This is a genomic window from Acinetobacter gyllenbergii CIP 110306 = MTCC 11365 (assembly GCF_000413855.1).
In the GTDB taxonomy this organism is placed as follows: Bacteria; Pseudomonadota; Gammaproteobacteria; order Pseudomonadales; family Moraxellaceae; genus Acinetobacter; species Acinetobacter gyllenbergii.
In genome coordinates, this window is record NZ_ATGG01000001.1 from 41,522 (window position 1) to 60,936 (window position 19,415).

General features: G+C 41.8%; 15 protein-coding genes. 10 read left to right on the forward strand and 5 right to left on the reverse strand.

Going from position 1 to position 19,415, the window contains the following annotated elements:
• Positions 1-562 precede the first annotated feature (562 nt).
• The 4 genes from dnaA to gyrB all read left to right on the forward strand — a co-directional run bounded on the left by dnaA (position 563) and on the right by gyrB (position 6,827).
• The gene (gene dnaA / locus F957_RS20250; RefSeq protein WP_004803339.1) at positions 563-1,960 is read left to right on the forward strand and encodes a chromosomal replication initiator protein DnaA; all 1,398 of its coding nucleotides are present in this window, start codon (positions 563-565) and stop codon (positions 1,958-1,960) included.
• 90 nt (positions 1,961-2,050) lie between these two features.
• Positions 2,051-3,199, forward strand: a complete 1,149-nt coding sequence (gene dnaN, locus F957_RS20245; RefSeq protein WP_016543212.1) for a DNA polymerase III subunit beta — start codon at positions 2,051-2,053, stop codon at positions 3,197-3,199.
• Positions 3,200-3,226: 27 nt separating this feature from the next.
• On the forward strand, positions 3,227-4,309 hold the full coding sequence (recF, locus tag F957_RS20240; protein ID WP_016543211.1) for a DNA replication/repair protein RecF: 1,083 nt from the start codon (positions 3,227-3,229) through the stop codon (positions 4,307-4,309).
• A gap of 49 nt (positions 4,310-4,358) precedes the next feature.
• The gene (gene gyrB / locus F957_RS20235) at positions 4,359-6,827 is read left to right on the forward strand and encodes a DNA topoisomerase (ATP-hydrolyzing) subunit B (protein ID WP_005277650.1); all 2,469 of its coding nucleotides are present in this window, start codon (positions 4,359-4,361) and stop codon (positions 6,825-6,827) included.
• A 32-nt stretch (positions 6,828-6,859) separates the two neighbouring features.
• Here the strand turns inward: gyrB and F957_RS21565 are convergent, their stop codons facing one another.
• The 4 genes from F957_RS21565 to F957_RS20220 all read right to left on the reverse strand — a co-directional run bounded on the left by F957_RS21565 (position 6,860) and on the right by F957_RS20220 (position 11,219).
• Positions 6,860-7,036 carry a hypothetical protein gene (locus tag F957_RS21565; protein WP_016543210.1) on the reverse strand — a complete coding sequence of 59 codons (177 nt, stop codon included), beginning with the start codon at positions 7,034-7,036 and terminating at the stop codon, positions 6,860-6,862.
• A complete protein-coding gene (locus F957_RS20230; protein ID WP_016543209.1) occupies positions 7,020-8,180 on the reverse strand; it encodes a PepSY-associated TM helix domain-containing protein in 1,161 nt (386 codons plus the stop codon). The genes F957_RS21565 and F957_RS20230 overlap by 17 nt, the downstream gene beginning before the upstream one ends.
• 210 nt (positions 8,181-8,390) lie before the next feature.
• On the reverse strand, positions 8,391-8,948 hold the full coding sequence (locus tag F957_RS20225; protein ID WP_016543208.1) for a VTT domain-containing protein: 558 nt from the start codon (positions 8,946-8,948) through the stop codon (positions 8,391-8,393).
• A 342-nt stretch (positions 8,949-9,290) separates the two neighbouring features.
• Positions 9,291-11,219, reverse strand: coding sequence for an ATP-binding cassette domain-containing protein (locus F957_RS20220; RefSeq protein WP_016543207.1), 1,929 nt, complete (start codon positions 11,217-11,219; stop codon positions 9,291-9,293).
• Positions 11,220-11,432: 213 nt separating this feature from the next.
• Between F957_RS20220 and F957_RS20215 the strand changes: the two genes are divergently transcribed.
• The 5 genes from F957_RS20215 to erpA all read left to right on the forward strand — a co-directional run bounded on the left by F957_RS20215 (position 11,433) and on the right by erpA (position 16,623).
• Complete coding sequence (locus F957_RS20215) at positions 11,433-12,440, forward strand: putative solute-binding protein (RefSeq protein WP_016543206.1); 1,008 nt, start codon at positions 11,433-11,435, stop codon at positions 12,438-12,440.
• Between the two features lie 204 nt (positions 12,441-12,644).
• Positions 12,645-13,646, forward strand: coding sequence for a putative solute-binding protein (locus F957_RS20210; protein WP_004803362.1), 1,002 nt, complete (start codon positions 12,645-12,647; stop codon positions 13,644-13,646).
• Between the two features lie 216 nt (positions 13,647-13,862).
• A complete protein-coding gene (locus tag F957_RS20205) occupies positions 13,863-14,870 on the forward strand; it encodes a putative solute-binding protein (protein ID WP_016543205.1) in 1,008 nt (335 codons plus the stop codon).
• A 289-nt stretch (positions 14,871-15,159) separates the two neighbouring features.
• Positions 15,160-16,164, forward strand: coding sequence for a putative solute-binding protein (locus tag F957_RS20200; RefSeq protein ID WP_016543203.1), 1,005 nt, complete (start codon positions 15,160-15,162; stop codon positions 16,162-16,164).
• Positions 16,165-16,287: 123 nt separating this feature from the next.
• Positions 16,288-16,623, forward strand: coding sequence for an iron-sulfur cluster insertion protein ErpA (erpA, locus tag F957_RS20195; protein ID WP_016660072.1), 336 nt, complete (start codon positions 16,288-16,290; stop codon positions 16,621-16,623).
• 52 nt (positions 16,624-16,675) lie between these two features.
• On the opposite strand, the gene F957_RS20190 is transcribed toward erpA, so the two are convergent.
• The gene (locus tag F957_RS20190) at positions 16,676-17,809 is read right to left on the reverse strand and encodes an anhydro-N-acetylmuramic acid kinase (protein ID WP_016543201.1); all 1,134 of its coding nucleotides are present in this window, start codon (positions 17,807-17,809) and stop codon (positions 16,676-16,678) included.
• Between the two features lie 61 nt (positions 17,810-17,870).
• Between F957_RS20190 and tyrS the strand changes: the two genes are divergently transcribed.
• The gene (gene tyrS / locus F957_RS20185; protein WP_016543200.1) at positions 17,871-19,103 is read left to right on the forward strand and encodes a tyrosine--tRNA ligase; all 1,233 of its coding nucleotides are present in this window, start codon (positions 17,871-17,873) and stop codon (positions 19,101-19,103) included.
• Positions 19,104-19,415: the final 312 nt, after the last annotated feature.

Consider the following 19,415-nt stretch of genomic DNA (forward strand, 5'->3'; position numbering starts at 1 on the left):
AAGCGATAAAGCTGCTCGTAGTTATATGCTTTTATTGAAAACAAAAAATATACACAAGCTATCTATTTAAATAATATCAGTATTCGTCTATATTCACAGCTTACAAACAAGCTTATCAACACTCCACCATCTGATTTAAATTTAATTCTTGGATTTTGAATTTAAATTTCGATATGCTCAGTTATCCACAATTCGAGTGAACCCTATAAGTAAATTCAAATTTTAAAATTTAAATTTATTCTTATTAGGGTGGATATTTTCTGTGGAAAGTGATGTTTTTTTATGAATAAACATAAAGTTATACTGTGGATAAGCATGTTTTTATCAATTTTATAGTTTGTGGATAACTTTGAGCTCAAAACTATCCACAGCTTGTGCAAAAAGTTATGCACATGTGGTTTTGAATTTAAATTTATAAACGAATGCTGTCTTTTTCAGCAAAAGTCCCATAAATTGTCCTGACAGATGTGGATAACTTGGTTAGAATGGCGACCCCTTTGAAAGATGAGGGGTGACGGTTTTTTATTTTTGAATTTAAAAAATGGATATATAGGGGATGCACATGCTCTGGACAGACTGCTTAACTCGCTTGCGACAAGAGCTATCTGATAACGTCTTTGCGATGTGGATTCGTCCTTTGGTTGCTGAAGAGGTTGATGGTGTGATGCGTTTATACGCACCGAACCCTTATTGGACGCGTTATATTCAAGATAACCATTTAGAACTGATTTCTATTCTTGCTGAACAATTGTCGGAAGGTCGAGTTCGTCAGGTTGAAATTCTGGTTGATTCACGTCCTGGGACGATTTTGTCTTCTAATGAGCAACCTGCAACCACAACAGCAGCGTTGAGTAGTGCTCCTGTTGCTGTTCCAACAAAGGTAAAAAAAGAATCTGATCTGGTTCAACCGAGTCAAAATGTCACTAAAATACCGAAGAAAAGACAACTCAATCCGTTATTTACCTTCTCTTTATTTGTTGAAGGCCGTTCTAACCAAATGGCTGCTGAAACCTGTCGCAAGGTGTTAACCCAGTTAGGTGCTTCGCAACATAACCCTTTATTTTTGTATGGCCCAACAGGTTTGGGTAAAACCCATTTAATGCAGGCCGTGGGCAATGCGCTGTTACAAGCCAAGCCAAATGCACGTGTGATGTATATGACTTCGGAAAGTTTTGTACAGGACTTTGTCAGTTCATTGCAAAAAGGTAAGGTTGAAGAATTTAAGAAAAACTGTCGTTCTTTAGATTTATTGTTGGTCGATGATATTCATTTACTCGCAGGAAAAGAAGCAAGCCTTGTTGAATTCTTTTATACATTCAATGCCTTACTGGATGAATCTAAACAAATTATTTTAACATCAGATCGTTATCCCAAAGAACTCACTGAACTTGATCCACGTTTAGTTTCTCGCTTTTCATGGGGTTTATCTGTGGGGGTAGAACCGCCCGATATTGAAACCCGAATCGAGATCTTGCTGAAAAAAGCGGAAAATAGTGGTGTTGATTTACCGCGAAACTGTGCTTTGTTTATTGCCCAGCAAGTGGTTGCAAACGTACGTGAGCTTGAAGGTGCACTCAATAAAGTCGTCGCAATTTCACGTTTTAAAGGCACCGTGATTGATTTGGATGTGGTGCGGGAATCTTTAAAAGATGTTTTAGCAATTCGTGCGCGTACCATTAGCGTGGAAAACATCCAGCGGGTGGTGAGTGAATACTTCCGAATTCCACTGAAAGAGTTGATTGGGCCAAAACGTACCCGTATTTATGCACGCCCACGTCAATTGGCTATGGGGTTGGCGCGTGAATTAACTGGGGACAGTTTCCCTGAAATTGGTATGGCCTTTGGTGGTCGTGACCACAGTACCGTGATGCATGCCTGTGAAAAAGTGGTCAGCTTGCGTGAAGAAGACCCTATTTTTAATGAAGACTATAAAAATTTACTGCGCTTGTTACAAAGTTAATCTATTTTTCAGAGTTGCAAACTATTTTTAAGTGCAGCATAGTACACTGCTAACATTCATATCGGCTTCTGTTGTAAGAGGAATAAAATCGTGCGTTTGAAAATCGCTAAAGAAAGTTTAGTCAATGTTTTATCCCATGTGGTGGGGGCTGTTGAACGCCGTCATACCTTGAATATTCTTTCAAACGTTAAAATTCAAACCACACAACAGGCTTTAACCATTACAGGTTCTGACTTGGAAGTTGAATTGGTTGCCAGTACTACGTTAGCAGAAGGTGCTTGCTTGGAAGCGGGTGAAACCACAGTTCCTGCACGAAAACTGGTCGAAATTTGTAAATCTCTTCCTACAGCAGCCTTAATTGATCTACAAATTACCGAAGATCAACGTTGTATTTTAAAATCGGGCAACAGCCGTTTCGTCTTGGGTACACTTCCAGCAGAAGATTATCCATTATTGACCACCGAAAATAGCCAAGGGACACAAGTCCAGGTTACCCAACGCGAATTAAAGCGTTTATTTGAAAAAACCGCCTTCGCGATGGCGGTTCAGGATGTTCGTTTTTATTTGACTGGTACATTGTTGGAAATTGATCAAAATCAACTACGTACAGTCACTACCGATGGACATCGTTTAGCCTTATGTGAAGTGTTAGCTTCATCAACAGCAGCTGCACCAATGCAGGCCATTGTGCCACGTAAGGCGGTCGGTGAATTACAGCGTTTACTCAGTATTGAAGATGAACAATTAACCTTATTGATTGGTCGTGAATTATTGAACGTCACCATCAATACGCCAAGCCGTGATAAAGAGCAGGGCGATATTACCGTTCGTTTTACCACGAAATTGATTGACGGAAAATTCCCAGATTATCGCCGTGTGATTCCAAAAAATGGTGATAAGCATGTCTTTATTGCACATGATGTGTTTAAGCAATCATTACAGCGTGTGGCAATTTTAAGTAATGAAAAACTTCGTGGCGTGTTCTTGAATTTCAATCAAGACTCATTACAGTTGCGTGCCAATAACCCTGAACAAGATGAGGCGGTTGAAGATATTGCAATTCAATATCAAGATGCACCGTTGGAAATGTCATTTAATGCGCAGTATATCCTTGATGTTTTAAGCGTTTTAGATGGTGATGATGTGAAAATGAGCATGAGCGAAGCCAATCAATCTGTACTTGTTCAAGATCCAGCCCATCCAGATCAAACTTATGTTGTCATGCCAATGCGTGTTTAAGGTCGTTGATGGTTTGAGTTTAAAATCATGCAAATTACGCGTTTAAATATCGAGCGTGTACGTAATTTAAAGGCGGTTGCACTCAATGAGTTGCAACCGTTTAATATTTTTTACGGGGCCAATGGTTCTGGGAAAACCTCAATACTTGAATCCATCCATTTATTGGCTACAGGTCGCTCGTTTCGTACCCATATTCCAAAACATTACATCCAATACGAGGCGGACGATGCGATTGTGTTCGCACAATCGGCAAGTGAACGGATCGGCATGCAAAAACTGGCTTCTGGCGAGCAACTGATTAAAGTGAATGGTGATACCATTGCCACACAAGGTCAGCTGGCAAAACTATTGCCTTTACAGCATATCGACCCACAAAGTACCGATATTATTGATCACGGCGCCAAGCCCAGACGGCAACTGCTGGATTGGTTGATGTTCCACGTGGAACCTGAGTTTTATTTTGCTTGGCAGTATTATTCGCGAGCATTAAAACAGCGCAATAGTTTACTCAAAACACGGCGTAATCTCAGTCTGGCTGATTTAGAGCCGTGGAACAAAATGCTCAGTGATTATGGTGAAATTTTGCACTCACAACGGGTTGGAATCGTTGAACAATGGAATCAGTTTTTCCATGAAGATTTGCAGCAGTTGTTGCCGAATTTGCAGATTGAATTGGAATACAGTGCGGGCTTTCATACCGAGCAGGGCTTGCTACAGGACTTGATTCAGCAGCATCAAAAAGACCTTGATCGGCGTTATACCGAGTACGGTCCACACCGTGCGGATTTACGCTTAAAAACGCCATTTGGCAATGCCGATGATGTGCTGTCTCGCGGGCAAAAAAAGTTGTTAATCATGGCATTAAAACTGTCACAAATTGCAATGCTGCATGCGAGTAACAAGGAAACTGTGGTATTATTAGATGATCTGACAGCAGAGTTAGATTTAGCTGCACAACAACGTTTAATTGAGCGACTGAGTCAGTTGGGAAGTCAGGTTTTTATGACCACCTTAGACCATGCGTCGGTATTAAAACACTTACATGATCTGTCGATTCCCTTTCAATTATTCCATGTTGTTCACGGCCAAGTCAGTCTTGCTGCGCCATAATTTTATTTCCTCATCTTTGGATAGATTAGATATTTACTAGGGAGTAACCATGAGTTCAGAGTCTCAATCAGTCTCTCAAACAGAACAAACAAATGAAAAGGCTTATGATTCCTCTAGTATTAAAGTATTACGTGGATTAGACGCGGTTCGTAAACGCCCTGGCATGTATATCGGTGACACCGATGACGGTACAGGTTTGCACCATATGGTGTTTGAGGTGGTGGATAATGCCATCGATGAAGCTTTAGCAGGCCACTGTGACGAGATTTTGGTGACCATTCATGAAGATGAATCAGTCAGCGTCTCGGATAATGGCCGTGGTATTCCAACCGATATTCACCCTGAAGAAGGGGTGTCTGCGGCAGAGGTGATTCTGACCATTCTGCACGCAGGTGGTAAGTTCGACGATAACAGCTATAAAGTGTCGGGTGGTTTACACGGTGTAGGTGTTTCTGTTGTTAATGCTTTATCAAAAAAATTGCATTTGACCATTCACCGTGCCGGCCAAATCCATGAGCAAGAATACGCACATGGCGATCCGCAATATCCGTTAAAAGTTGTGGGTGAAACCGATACATCGGGCACAACCGTTCGTTTCTGGCCAAGTGAACTGACTTTTAGCCAAACCATTTTTAGTGTCGATATTTTGGCGCGTCGTTTAAGAGAGCTTTCGTTCCTGAACGCAGGGGTACGTATTGTATTGCGTGACGAACGTGTCAATCTCGAGCATGTCTACGATTATGAAGGTGGTTTATCTGAGTTCGTTAAATATATTAACGAAGGTAAAACCCATCTAAATGAAATCTTCCACTTCACCATGGATGCGGATAATGGCATCGGTGTCGAAGTCGCATTGCAGTGGAACGATAGCTATCAAGAGAATGTCCGTTGCTTTACCAACAACATTCCACAGAAAGATGGTGGTACACACCTCGCAGGTTTCCGAGCTGCATTAACCCGTGGCCTCAACAGCTACATGGAAAATGAAAGCTTACTGAAAAAAGAAAAAGTGGCTGTGACGGGCGATGATGCACGTGAAGGTTTAACCGCCATTATTTCAGTGAAAGTACCTGATCCAAAATTCTCTTCACAAACCAAAGAAAAACTGGTGTCGAGTGAAGTAAAACCGGCTGTTGAACAAGCCATGAACAAAGAGTTTTCAGCTTATTTGCTTGAAAACCCACAGGCTGCAAAATCGATTGCAGGTAAAATTATTGATGCAGCACGTGCGCGTGATGCGGCACGTAAAGCTCGTGAAATGACCCGCCGTAAGAGTGCTTTGGATATTGCAGGTTTACCAGGTAAGTTGGCAGACTGTCAGGAAAAAGATCCAGCATTGTCGGAACTGTATCTGGTCGAGGGTGACTCTGCAGGCGGTAGCGCCAAGCAAGGTCGTAACCGTAAGATGCAGGCGATTTTGCCACTTAAGGGTAAAATCCTGAACGTTGAACGTGCACGTTTTGACAAGATGATTTCTAGCCAAGAAGTGGGTACGTTGATTACCGCTTTGGGCTGTGGTATCGGACGTGAAGAATATAACCCAGACAAGTTGCGTTATCACAAAATCATTATCATGACCGATGCGGACGTGGATGGTTCACATATTCGTACCTTGTTATTGACCTTCTTCTTCCGTCAAATGCCTGAGTTGGTTGAACGTGGTTATATCTATATCGCGCAGCCACCGTTGTACAAGTTAAAGAAAGGCAAGCAAGAGCAATACATCAAAGATAACGATGCACTTGAGACCTACCTGATCTCAAATGCGATTGATGAACTTGCATTACATATCAGCGCTGAAGCACCAGCAATTAATGGCACCGCGCTAGCGAGTGTTATTGCTGATTATCAAGTGTCGCAGAAGAGCTTACAACGCTTAACCCAACGTTATCCTGCAAGCTTGCTCGATGGTCTACTTGAGTTGGATGCATTTAAAGCGGATCACAATCACGAACGCGATTATGTGGAAGCATGGGCAGAGCAATTACGTGTTGCAATTGAAAAATTACAACCAAGCTTACGTCCAGAAATTACATTGGAAGCGTTTGAACGTGAAAATGCGCAAGGTGAGAAGTCGGCACATTATTGGCCGCGTGTCACCGTATATGTACATAATTTGCCGCATTCGTATTTATTAGATGCAGGTTTGTTAAATTCTGCTGAATATGCACGTTTGCTGAAAAACTCGAAGAGCTGGTTCAAGTTGCTTGAAGAAGGGGCTTATCTACAAAAAGGTGATCGCCGTATTCAAGTCAGCAGTTTCCATCAAGTGTGGCAGCATATTTTACAAGACTCGCGCCGTGGCATGATGATCCAACGCTATAAAGGTTTGGGTGAGATGAATGCTGAGCAACTTTGGGAAACTACGATGGATCCTGAAAACCGTAATATGTTGCAAGTGACCATTGATGATGCGATTGAAGCAGATCGTATGTTCTCATGCTTGATGGGTGATGACGTAGAACCACGTCGTGCCTTCATTGAAGAAAATGCCTTAAATGCAGATATTGATGCTTAATTAGTTTAAGCATCAATATCAATCAAGCTGGCTTATCTTTTACCACGCTGTAAAAGATAAGCTCGCCATCCTGCAAGCAACAGGGGCAGCAGGGTAATCATTAGAAAAATAACATCTGCCATACCATCCATTAGCAGCATTCCAATAATCCCACCAATACTGCAGAGTGCGAGTAACCATAAAGTACTGAGCTTATTCCATCGTTGCATTGTTGTTGCCTCCTTTTAAGCTCTTTTGTTGACGTTTTGCCCACCACAACCAGGCGCCATTCAGGGTAATAAATAGGGTGAGTAGGGTGCATAAACTCCATAGAATCTTTAATGGCAGCCCACCGTAATTGCCAAAATGCAGCGGTTGTGACAGTAAAATGGCTTTCAAATAAGTCGGTAACTCCTCAACAGTATCCACTTGTCCTGTTTCTGCATTGACCAAGGCCACTTTAAGCATCTTTTCTTTTAGCCCTTCATTGCCTTGTAACAGCACCATATAATGTCCTTGGGTGGCATATTCAGTTTTTGGGTAGAACACACTGGTCGGATGCCATTCTGTTTGACCCTTTTGTGCAGCGGCATAAACTTGATCAATGCTTAAATGGGGATGAATCACACGGGCATGCTGATATTTTTCTTGCAGTGCTTTCAGTTCAGTCATTTGCCAAACCCCAATTGCAACCGTGCCAAAACCCAGTAAAAACCCAGTGATCGTCACCACCAGCGCCCAGCCCAGTACAGCAGAACCAATTAAGTTATGTAGATCGAGCTGTAATAGCCGTTGCCCCTTATTAAAACGCAAAATGCCAAACAGGAATTTTTTCACGTACGGGGCATAGACCACCAAGCCAGAAATAAGGGATAACAACACTAAAAAGGCGATCAGTGCACCAATCAGTTGTCCAATAAAGCCTAAAAACCAGTTGGCATGCAGTTCCAGCAAAAAGCCCGTTAAGGTATCTCGTTCATTTGGTTGCTGAATCAAACGTGCCGTTCCAATGTCAGTAAACAGCCAACGTGCTTGTTCGAAGCTTTGATCGGGCTTGGCCATCCCAATCAACAGCACACCAGGATGGTGTTCAGGATCATAGCCTGTACTGATAATCTGCTCATTGGGGTAGGTGCGCTGTGCAGTCGCAATAGAATCGGCTAAAGGTCGTTGCTGTGCTAAAGAAGAATGCAGCGCTGTAGGCTCGACACCAAGCGCATGATCAATCTCTTCATGAAAGATCAGAATGACCCCAGTGATCGATAGAATCGCAAAGGGAATCACAATCACCAAGCTGACCCAGCGATGAATCCATAAATTAAGACGGTACCAGCGGGAGTTGGTTTTCTTGGTTGAAGGTACGGTTTGCTTCATAACTGATTTTCCCATGCGGCTTAGTGCATGGGATCCCCTTGATGATTAGATTTTTTATAAGGTGATTTTATTTTTATTGATAATTATTTTCATTATTATTTACGATTGTTTTTTGCGTTCCACGTGGAACTTAGCAGGGAATAAATTGATTAAAAAAAAGCAGGAGAGCTGAGCTTTCCTGCTGAATAAGAAAATAGTGTGCTATTAAAATTAACTTTCTACAAAGTCGCTTACTTGAATCAGTGCATGACCGAACAGGTATCCAGCAGTAACCAATACACTAATCCACAGCAATGCGCCTAAGATGTTATAAATCACAAAATGGCTATAGTTCATATTACTAGAACCAGCTGCCAATGGCGCAAATGAACGGGCAAACGGAATAAAACGAGCCAGTAAAATGGTTTTTCCGCCGTGTTTCAGAAAGAACACATTGGTCTTTTGTAGATATTCTTGCTTAATAAAGCGTGATTTCATATTGAAAATACGGTCGCCAAAATGACGGCCAATATGGTAGTTCACCATATAGCCCAACGCTGCAGCAAAGAACAACAGACTAATCATGTAGCCGAGGTGCATGATTTCCACCACAGAACATAATGCACCTACGGTGAGTAATAGACTATCACCAGGTAGGAAGAACATAAAAACAAAGGCGGTTTCTGAAAAAATAATCAGAAAAAGGATGGCATAAATCCATAAACCGTACTCTTGAACCAAGACCGGTAGAATATGTTCAAAATTAAAAATAAAATCTAAAGAATTCATTCAGTTTGTATGATCCAAAATAGAGTACTCACCAAATCAAAGTACAAAAAATGTGAAATGAATTTAACCCTCAGGATTCATTCGTCAGTTATAAATTTACAACAGTGGGGGTCGAGTATATCGAGCCTGAGACTAAAGCTCAATTTTCTGAGAAAATTCCAATTTTTACCTTATCTTAAATTACCGACAAATTCATGACATTTTTCATGCTATTCATAGTGTTTTTAAGTATCCGAAACATCTTTTAAGGCCATAAATGGGATGATTCTGTTTAAAACACTGACCTTAAATGTTGTGATTCATACACACTCAATCAGAGATGTGTATGAATCTGCGAACTGCTTAATCTGCAAATGAGCTTTCCAATTCTTCCAGTTCCATCATTAGTTCTAAAAGTTGTTCTTCATGCTGTTCCAACTTGGCTTTTAGCTCATTTTGTTCATTCATCAGCTTGATCAAATCATTTTTACGGTCGGCCTCATATAGGGCGCTATCCGCTAAAGCATGTTCAATCTCAGCTAAGCGTGGTTGAACCTTTTCAATTTGAGCCTCGACTTTTTCGATGTTTTTACGAATTGGCCGCGTCATTTCACGGCGACGAGCTGCTTCTTTACGTTGCGCTTCTTTATCTACTTTTGCGGCAGGGGCTTGAGTAGTTGCACTTTGTTGCTGTGATGCATTTTGTGCATTGATCTGTTGTTGGCGCGCTTCACGTAACCATTTGGCATAGTCTTGTAAATCACCCTCAAACTCGGTGCATTGACCTGCATGTACTAATAACAAGTCATCACAGACACTCGCAATCAATTGGCGTTCATGTGAAACCAGCACCACCGCACCATCAAAGTCTTGTAGCGCCATGGTCAATGCCAGACGCATATCCAAGTCCAAATGGTTGGTTGGTTCGTCCAGAATCAAGACATTGGGGCGTTGCCACACAATCAGGGCTAAGGCCAAACGGGCACGCTCACCGCCAGAGAAGCTCTCACATGGCGTATCCATCCGTTCGCCACTAAAGCCAAAACCACCTAAAAAGGCACGTAAAGCGGCTTCGCTGATTTTTTTATCGGCAATACGGGCCAATTGCAACATTGGACTGGCATGGGCATCCAAGGCATCCATTTGATGCTGAGCAAAATAACCAATATTGAGCAGTTCAGAAGCCTTACGTTCACCTGAAAGTAGTGGTAAATCACCGACAAGGGTCTTGATCAAGGTTGATTTACCCGCACCATTCATTCCCAATAAGCCAATGCGTGAACTTGGTGTAATTTGCAGGCGAATTTTTTCAGCAATGATTTTATCGCCGTAGCCAATTGTAGCCGCATCTAGACTGAGCAGCGGTGAACTCATTTTAGTCGGTTCACGGAAGCTAAAGGTAAACGGTGTATCAACATGTGCGGGTGCTAGCTGCTGCATACGCTCCAATTGCTTAATTCGGCTTTGTGCTTGGCGGGCTTTGGTGGCCTTCGCTTTAAAGCGGTCAATAAACTTTTGTAGGTGTGCACGGGTTTCTTGCTGCTTTTCAAAGGCTTGTTGTTGCTGGGCTAAACGTTCACTGCGGGTGGTTTCAAAGGTGGAATAATTGCCTGTATATAAGGTCAGTTCTTGATTCTCGATATGAAGAATATGATCGGTAATCGCATCGAGGAAATCTCGGTCATGTGAAATCAGGACCAAGGTGCCTTCATAGGCTTTGAGCCAGTCTTCTAACCACAAGATCGCATCCAAGTCCAAATGGTTAGTCGGTTCATCCAATAACAGCAGGTCTGAACGGCTCATGAGGGTACGCGCCAAGTTCAAACGCATGCGCCACCCACCCGAGAAGCTGGCGACATTTAATTTTAATTGGTGATCGAGAAAGCCGAGACCTGCCATCAATTGCGCTGCTTTGGCAGGTGCTGCATATCCGTGAATCTCGTCAAAACGACCATGCAATCGGGCTAAATCATCATTACTCAACTGGTCTGGATGGGCTAATTTTTCTTGAATATCCCAATACTCTTCATCTCCAGACAGGACAAAATCAATTGCTGGTATGTCCAAGGCCTTAATTTCTTGCGCCATGTGGGCCACAGTCCACACCGCTGGGCGAGTCAGATTACCTTCATCTGCGACCAAATCTCCTAGAAATGCAGCAAATAAGGTCGATTTACCTGCACCATTCACGCCAGTAAGACCAATTTTCCAGCCTGGATGAAGCTGCATCGATGCTTTTTGGAACAGAACTCGCCCACCACGGCGTAATGAAACTTGGTCAAATTGGATCATGAGCATGCAAAATAGCGAATAGATAGCTGCATTTTAAGGTGATCGTCCATGAATGCAAATTTTTATATTTAAGATCAAGTTGTTCGAATTGAGCTGATCAATCAATGATAAAATAGAGTAAAAGCTCTATTTTTGTGATGCGAATCAGATTATTATTTAAATTATATGAAAAAATAAGCAACAAGACTAAAAGTAGTAGCATAGGATTTAAGGATGAAAAATGGAATTCTTGCATTGGGGGCAATGCTGGTGTTGGGGACCTATACAGAAACACAGGCAGCGAGCAAAATTTGTGTTTTTGATTTGTTGGGGAGATCAGGAGAAGCCTATAAGGCTATGGAAGAATGGGCCTTGGCTGCTAAAGCATGGCGTGGTGATACCTTTTTGATCAGCTATCAGAATGAAGCGTTGGCTGAAAATGACTTTGAACAAGGCAAATGTGATGGCGTCTATATGACCTCGATGCGTGCGCGTCGTTATAACAAATTTGCAGGTTCGATTGATGCCATTGGCGCTGTGCCCAGCTATGCAATTGCACAGAAAGCGATTAGTTTTGCTTTGGACAAACGTAATCAACGCCGTTTGGTCAGTAGCGTTGATAATGAAAATTATGAAGTTGCAGGGATTTCGCAAATCGGCTTGGCCTATATTTTTGTCAAAGACAAGAAAATGAATACCATTGAGCAAATCAAAGGCAAAAAATTTGCAGTGCTGGGCTATGACGAAGCTCAAAAGATCGTAGTGAAAAGCCTCGGTGGACAAGCCGTACTTGCGGATATCTCTGATATCGCCAAAAAGTTTAATACTGGTCAGGCCGATATTATGGCGGCACCTGCCTATGCCTATAAGCCTTTAGAATTGTCAAAGGGATTGGGAAATGAGGGCGCGATTATTACTTTCCCTGCGGTGAATATGACCATGGACTTGATTATCCGTCCTGAAAAATTCTCCAGCAATTTTGGACAGAACTCTCGGGCATGGTTTCTGAGCCGTCTGAATACCAATTTCGCACTGATCCAACGTCTTGAAGCAGAATTACCTGCCAAATATAAAATCAACCTCAGTAACGAGGATAAAACTCGTTATCAGCAAATCCTGCGTGAAGCACGTATGGGATTGACCAAGCGTGGTATTTACGATGCCAGCATGATGAGTGTACTGAAACGCGCGCGCTGTACGGTAGACCGAACCAATTTTGAATGTACTTTAGGTGGTGAATAAACCAATACATAAGAGGATGGATGTCTCAACATTCTCCTTTTGAGTTGATATTGGCCTAAAACATTAAAACGTGATCAAGTCTGTTAAAACAGATGAAAACCCGACATATGTATATAAAAGCGCTATTCTTTTGGTCAAAATCTGACTATATTGAATATGCACTGCTGGAAAATTGTGCAAAATAGCAAAGTAAGGGAAAACAAGATGAAAAAAGGACTTTGGGCATTGAGTGCTACAGCGCTATTTGTCATGAGCACTCCTGTACAAGCAAAACAACAAATTTGCGTTTTTGATTTATTGGGTAAGGCGGGGGAGTCTTATAAACTGATTGAGGAATGGAAACTGGCTTCTAAAACATGGCAGGGCGATGTTGAGCTGATTCCTTATCAAGACGAAGAAAAAGCAGAAAAAGATTTCGATGCGGGCAAATGCGATGGCGTCTATATGACCTCGATGCGTGCTCGTAAATATAATAAATTTGCAGGCTCTGTGGATGCGGTCGGGGCAGTCACCAGCAATGCCATTGCGCAAAAGGCGATTACGTATGTACTGGATAAACGTAATCAGCATCGTTTAACTGCAACGATGAACGGCGAGAAATTTGAAGTTGCAGGCATTATCCAAGTCGGGCTGGCGTATATTTTTGTACGTGACAAAAAGATCGACACCATTGAAAAAGCCAAAGGCAAAAAATTTGCTTATTTACATTATGACCAAGCGCAAAAGGCCATTGTAGAAAGTATCGATTTGGTGGCGGTACCATCGGATATTTCTGATTTTGTGAAAAAATTTAATAGCGGTCAGGTGGATGTAATTGCAGCACCTGCCTATGCCTATAAGCCTTTAGAGATCAGTAAGGGCTTGGTCAATGGGGCATTGTTTAATTTCCCAGTGGTGAATATTACCGGTGACCTGATTATTCGCCCTGCACAATTCCCAAGTGGTTTTGGTCCACAATCTCGACAGTGGTTCGTCAACAAACTGCCAAGTAACTTTGCCATGGTGCAGCGTTTAGAGGCCGGAATGAATGCCAAAAAGATTACTTTGACCAATGAAGATAAAACCCGTTATCAAAAAATGTTGCGCGATGGACGCATGAATTTAACCAAGCAAGGTGTGTACGATGCGAGTATGATGAATGTGCTGAAACGTGCCCGTTGTACGGTTGAACGGACTAACTTTGAGTGTACTTTGAGTGGTGAATAAAAAAGGAGAACAGTAGCCTAGATATAAATCTATACACAAAGTGAGGCAGATATAACAAAATTGCCTAAGAAAATAATAGAAATAGATAAAAGAGGGTAAAAAATAAACAATCTAGTCATAAAAATAGAGTAGAAGCTCTATTTTTTTTCAAAAAACATGATTAATATTTGCTTCGAACAAGGAGACAAACATAAAGTTTGTGAAAGGATGAAAAATATGAAAAAAATTGCACTTGCTCTTGCAGCAACTTCGATCTTTGGTGTATCTGCTTCTACTCAAGCAGCAATTGATGTGTGTGTATTCGACTTATTAGGAAAGTCAGGTGAATCATACAAAATGATGCAAGACTGGGCACTCGCAGCGAAAGGCTGGGGCGCTGATGTCAACCTACTTGCAATCACGGATGAACAGGTTGCAGACAATAACTTTAAAGCGGGTAAATGTGCTGCTGTTGCGATGACAGCAATGCGTGCTCGTCCTTATAACAAATTTGCGGGTTCAGTTGATTCATTGGGTGGTGCGCCAAGCAATGAAGTTGCACAGCGTGCGATTACCTATGTACTTGATGCACGTAATGCAGCAAAAATGACCACTAATTTGGGTGGTAATAAATATGAAATCGCGGGTATCGCGCCTTTAGGTGCTGCTTACATTTTCGTACGCGACAAGAGCATTAACTCCATTGAAAAAGCAGCGGGTAAAAAATTCGCCGTATTGGGTTATGACGATGCACAAAAAATCATGGTACAACGCGTAGGCGCACAAGCGGTACTTTCTGATATCTCTAACTTCGCTGCTAAATTTAACAACGGTCAAGTGGATATGGTCGGTGCGCCTGCTTATGCTTACAAACCATTAGAGTTAAGCAAAGGCTTAGGTTCAAATGGTGCGATGTTTAACTTCCCAGTGTTACAAGTTACTGCGGATCTTGTGATTCGTCCAGAGAAGTTCCCTGCTGGTTTTGGTCAAAAATCTCGTGACTACTTTGTAAAACAACTTCCAAAAGCATTCTCAATGATCAAACGTTATGAAGCTGAAATTCCAGCCAAATATAAAATGAACTTGAGTGCTGAAGACAACTTGAAATATCAAAAATTATTACGTGATGGTCGTATGGATCTGACTAAACGTGGTATTTACGATGCGGGTATGATGTCTGTATTGAAGAAAGCGCGTTGTTCAGTAGACAAAGCAAACTTTGAATGTGCATTACCGGGTGAATAATCCAGAATTGCCATAATCAAGACTTAAAGCCTAGATTGATCTAGGCTTTTTGTTTTTTTGTAGATGTCATTTAAGCCATTGTCTTGATTTAAAAAGATCGTAATTATATAAAAATATAAAAACCAAATGGAATATTGGTGATTTAAAAAGATGTTTCAATCAGGATGATTAAACATGACTGTATTCAAACATTGATTCATTGGTAAAGCGTATTTCAAGATAGACCACCAGTCTTTTGATTTTGGATGGGATGCAACAACAATCAGCATAGATGCAAAGGAAAAATAAAATGCAATGGTTTAAAACTTTATTACTTGCGACTGGGATCGCTGCGGTATCTGCGGGCACTCAGGCAAAACAAACAATTTGTGTATTTGATATCGTGGGCAAAAGTGGCGATGTTTATGCATTAATGAAGGATTATCAACTCGCTGCAAAAACGTGGGGCGCTGATATTGAGCTGAAGGTCGGAACTAACGAAGCTGTTATTGCCGAAGATTTCAAGGCAGGTAAATGTGATGGGGTCAGTATCACAGGGATGCGTGGCCGTCAGTTTAACCAGTTTACCGGTTCATTGGATGCAATCGGGGCGATTACCGACCTTAAATTGGCCGTTAAAGTGATGCAGGGCTTAGCTAGCCCGACCTTTGCTAAAGCGATGGTGAATGGTAAATATGAAGTGGTTGGGGTCATTCCTGTAGGTGATGCCTATTTATTGGTGAATGACCGTAACATCAATACGGTGGCGAAGGCTGCAGGTAAGAAAATCGCTGTCCTAGATTATGATGAAGCCCAAAAAATTATGGCTTCACAAGTTGGCGCACAAGCTGTGAGTTCTGATATCACCAACTTTGGTGCCAAGTTCAATAATGGTCAGGTGGATATTATTGGTGCACCAGCCGCGGCCTTTAAACCTTTGGAACTGTATAAGGGCTTAGGAACCAAAGGGGCAATTGTCAATTATCCAATTCTGCAAGTAACAGGCAATTTAATTATTCATCCAGAGAAATTTCCGACAGGTTTTGGTCAAAAATCTCGAGAGTGGGTGAAGGCACAATTGCCACGTGCATTTACCATTCTTGGGAAGATGAAAGCAGACATTCCACAAAAATATTGGATGGAAGTGCCCACTTCTGATAAGCCTGGCTATCAAAAGTTGATGCGTGAAGCGCGTATCAACCTGACCGCAAAAGGAATTTATGACAAGCGTATGATGAAATTGTTATGGCAATTCCGTTGCCGTGAAGATGCCAAGAATTTTGAATGTGGCCTACAAGACGAGAACTACAAATAATCGTATAAAAAGTCTTTAACGGCACTTTAAACTTCAAATACAGACCCGATATTGAGTTATGCTATACTACATATCGGGTCTTTTATTTATGAAAGACGTATTGAAGTCTGAGGAATATCTATCATGAACGCCCAAGCTCTAGAATTGTCAGATAGTGCTGCTAACAAAGTTCGCCAACTACGCGAAAGTGAAGGCAATAACGACCTTATGTTACGTGTTTATGTAACGGGTGGTGGCTGTTCAGGCTTCTCTTATGGCTTTAACTTTGCAGAAAGTGTCAATGAAGATGATGCTGAGTTCAGCAATGGCGATGTGAAAGTATTGGTTGACTCTCTCAGCTATCAGTATCTCGTGGGTTCTGTTGTCGACTATCTTGAAGGGCTTGAAGGTTCACGCTTTGTGATCCAAAACCCAAATGCGACGACAACGTGTGGCTGTGGATCATCTTTCTCGATTTAATCGATTTTTGATGTAAAAAAAGCTTCTCCAATTGAGAAGCTTTTTTATTGTTTTATACCATGGTGATGGTGCCGAGAATGCGATCTCCAGCTGCACCCGTCACCGCGGGTAAATTACCACTCAGTTGTTGTACGAAGCGCATAGCCAACCACGCAAAAGCAGTTGCTTCAACCCATGTTGGGGCTAAATCAAGTGCATCTGTGGTTTGTACCGACCAATTGTGTTTACGTAAGCGCCAACGGAGTTGCTCAAGTAAATGTGAGTTATAGGCACCCCCACCACAAACATAGATTTCACCCGTCGGCATGGTTTCTTTACTACGGTAAATCGCTTTTTTAATGGCACGTGTGGTGAGTTTCATCAAAGTGGATTGAATATTTTCTGGGGTATCTTCCAGTTCATCATATTCAAGATCATTGCGCCAATCGCTGAGCTGTTCATCTAGCCATTCTAAATTAAAGTCTTCGCGGCCTGTGCTCTTCGGGGGTTCTTTGGCAAAAAACTCATGATTCTGTAGACGATCCAATAACGAACGAATAGGATTACCATAGGCTGCCCAATCGCCATTTTCATCATAAGGATGTCCAGTATGGCGATGGCACCATGCATCCATCAAGATATTGGCAGGACCAGTATCAAAGCCATATACGCCGTCTAGGTTGTTTGCAGGCAGCATACTGACATTGGCAATGCCACCTAAATTTAAAATCACGCGGTGAATGCTGTCATGTTGAAACAGCGCTTGATGGAAAGCAGGCACTAAAGGTGCACCTTGACCACCTGCGGCCATGTCACGACGACGGAAATCCGAGACCACAGGCAGTTGCGTGATTTCTGTAATGATATTGGGGTCACCAATTTGTAAGGTAAAGCCATGTTCAGGACGATGGCGAATGGTTTGTCCATGTGAACCAATCGCTTTAATCTGGCTTCGGTCTAAATTATTTTGTTCAATCAGTTGATTAATGCCATGCCCAATCATTTGCGCTAAAGCAACATCAGCTTTACCCATACGATCAATTTCATTGTCGTCAGGGAGTGTCAATGCCATCAACTCATCACGTAGTTCAGGCTCAAAAGGCACAGTCAGCGTGGCATGCAATGTTAATGGATCGAATGAAGTTGCAACAATATCAACACCATCCATGCTCGTGCCTGTCATTACACCAATATAGATCGCGCTCATATACAACTTATCCTGCAAGATGCTGAAAAAATGTTAGTATATCGCACAAATTGAATAACTGATGTGTTTAGGTTTTGTGATGTCAAATTTCTTGCCAGCCGAAGAACAGCTTGCTCTCATTCAACGAGGCACGCACGAGATTATCTCTGAAGAAGATTTATTGAAAAAACTCAAAGAGAATCGTCCACTCCGTGTAAAAGCAGGCTTTGACCCAACGGCTCCTGATTTACACTTAGGACATACGGTTCTAATTAATAAATTAAAAACCTTCCAAGATTTGGGACATGAAGTCACCTTCTTGATTGGTGATTATACGGCCATGATTGGTGACCCGTCTGGGAAAAGCGCAACACGTCCGCCGTTGTCTCGTGAGCAAGTTGAAGCCAACGCAAAAACCTATCAAGAACAGGTTTTTAAGATACTAGATCCAAATAAAACTAAAGTACGCTTTAACTCAGAGTGGTTTAATCAAAGAACAGCTGCTGATTTAATTCAATTGGCAAGCCAGCAAACCGTATCACGTATGTTAGAGCGTGATGACTTTACTAAGCGCTATAACAACCATCAACCGATTGCAATTCATGAGTTTTTGTATCCATTGGTACAAGGCTATGACTCGATTGCACTTGAGGCAGATGTCGAATTAGGTGGTACAGACCAGACCTTTAACTTGTTAATGGGTCGTACTCTACAAGGTCGTTACGGTCAAGAATCACAAGTGTGTATTACTGTGCCGATTCTTGAAGGTTTAGATGGCGTCAATAAGATGTCTAAATCTTTAGGCAACTATATTGGTGTATTTGATACCCCTGGTGCGATGTATCAAAAAATCTTGTCGATGCCAGATAGCTTGATTGAACGTTACTTTGATCTACTGAGCTTTAAGTCATTGGATGAAATTAAAGTCTTGTTGGATGAAATGGCTGCGGGTCGTAACCCACAAGAAATCAAACGTATCTTGGCACTCGAGTTAGTTGAACGTTTCCATGATGCAGAAGCGGCTGAAAATGCACATAAGAGTGCAGGTAACCGTGTAACAGAAGGCGAAGTACCAGAAGATACACCAGAAGTGACCATTTCTCGTGGCGAGTTTGGTGGTGAGTTATTTATCGCAACCATTCTTCGTGTAGCAGGTTTAAACCCGAATGCAGCCGCTGCAAAAGACGCCGTGGGTCGTGGTGCAGTTAAAGTTGACTGGAATGTAGTCGATATGAGCTACTCTGTAAAAGAGAATGTCACTTTAATCATTCAATCGGGTAAAAAAGCCATTGCACGTGTGACTTTCACTGACTAAATCGAAAAGAAAATAATAAAAAGCAGGCCATGAGCCTGCTTTTTATACGTAAATAGCTGATAAAAACAACGAAAACACTGATTTTGTAGAAAAAAGAAACATGCAAAAGAAAATAATAAAAAAGGGGGTTGCACCTGAACTGAAATACTGTAGAATGCACATCCATCGGCGGTGATGCAGATAAAAACTTGTTGAGAAACAAGGATTTGGCTAGAAAGGTTAGATTCTTGGGTTGATTGATAAGTTTGCTAAATATCTAAATTACCTGTTGACTTTTAAGAAATTGAGAGTAATATAGCCGACCTAGCTTGA

Excerpts from the sequence above, each read along its gene's own strand:
- dnaA (WP_004803339.1), top strand. The coding sequence starts at position 563 with ATGCTCTGGACAGACTGCTTAACTCGCTTGCGACAAGAGCTATCTGAT.
- recF (WP_016543211.1), top strand. The coding sequence starts at position 3,227 with ATGCAAATTACGCGTTTAAATATCGAGCGTGTACGTAATTTAAAGGCG.
- gyrB (WP_005277650.1), top strand. The coding sequence starts at position 4,359 with ATGAGTTCAGAGTCTCAATCAGTCTCTCAAACAGAACAAACAAATGAA.
- F957_RS21565 (WP_016543210.1), bottom strand. The coding sequence starts at position 7,036 with ATGCAACGATGGAATAAGCTCAGTACTTTATGGTTACTCGCACTCTGC.
- F957_RS20230 (WP_016543209.1), bottom strand. The coding sequence starts at position 8,180 with ATGAAGCAAACCGTACCTTCAACCAAGAAAACCAACTCCCGCTGGTAC.
- F957_RS20225 (WP_016543208.1), bottom strand. The coding sequence starts at position 8,948 with ATGAATTCTTTAGATTTTATTTTTAATTTTGAACATATTCTACCGGTC.
- F957_RS20220 (WP_016543207.1), bottom strand. The coding sequence starts at position 11,219 with ATGATCCAATTTGACCAAGTTTCATTACGCCGTGGTGGGCGAGTTCTG.
- F957_RS20215 (WP_016543206.1), top strand. The coding sequence starts at position 11,433 with ATGAAAAATGGAATTCTTGCATTGGGGGCAATGCTGGTGTTGGGGACC.
- F957_RS20210 (WP_004803362.1), top strand. The coding sequence starts at position 12,645 with ATGAAAAAAGGACTTTGGGCATTGAGTGCTACAGCGCTATTTGTCATG.
- F957_RS20205 (WP_016543205.1), top strand. The coding sequence starts at position 13,863 with ATGAAAAAAATTGCACTTGCTCTTGCAGCAACTTCGATCTTTGGTGTA.
- F957_RS20200 (WP_016543203.1), top strand. The coding sequence starts at position 15,160 with ATGCAATGGTTTAAAACTTTATTACTTGCGACTGGGATCGCTGCGGTA.
- erpA (WP_016660072.1), top strand. The coding sequence starts at position 16,288 with ATGAACGCCCAAGCTCTAGAATTGTCAGATAGTGCTGCTAACAAAGTT.
- F957_RS20190 (WP_016543201.1), bottom strand. The coding sequence starts at position 17,809 with ATGAGCGCGATCTATATTGGTGTAATGACAGGCACGAGCATGGATGGT.
- tyrS (WP_016543200.1), top strand. The coding sequence starts at position 17,871 with ATGTGTTTAGGTTTTGTGATGTCAAATTTCTTGCCAGCCGAAGAACAG.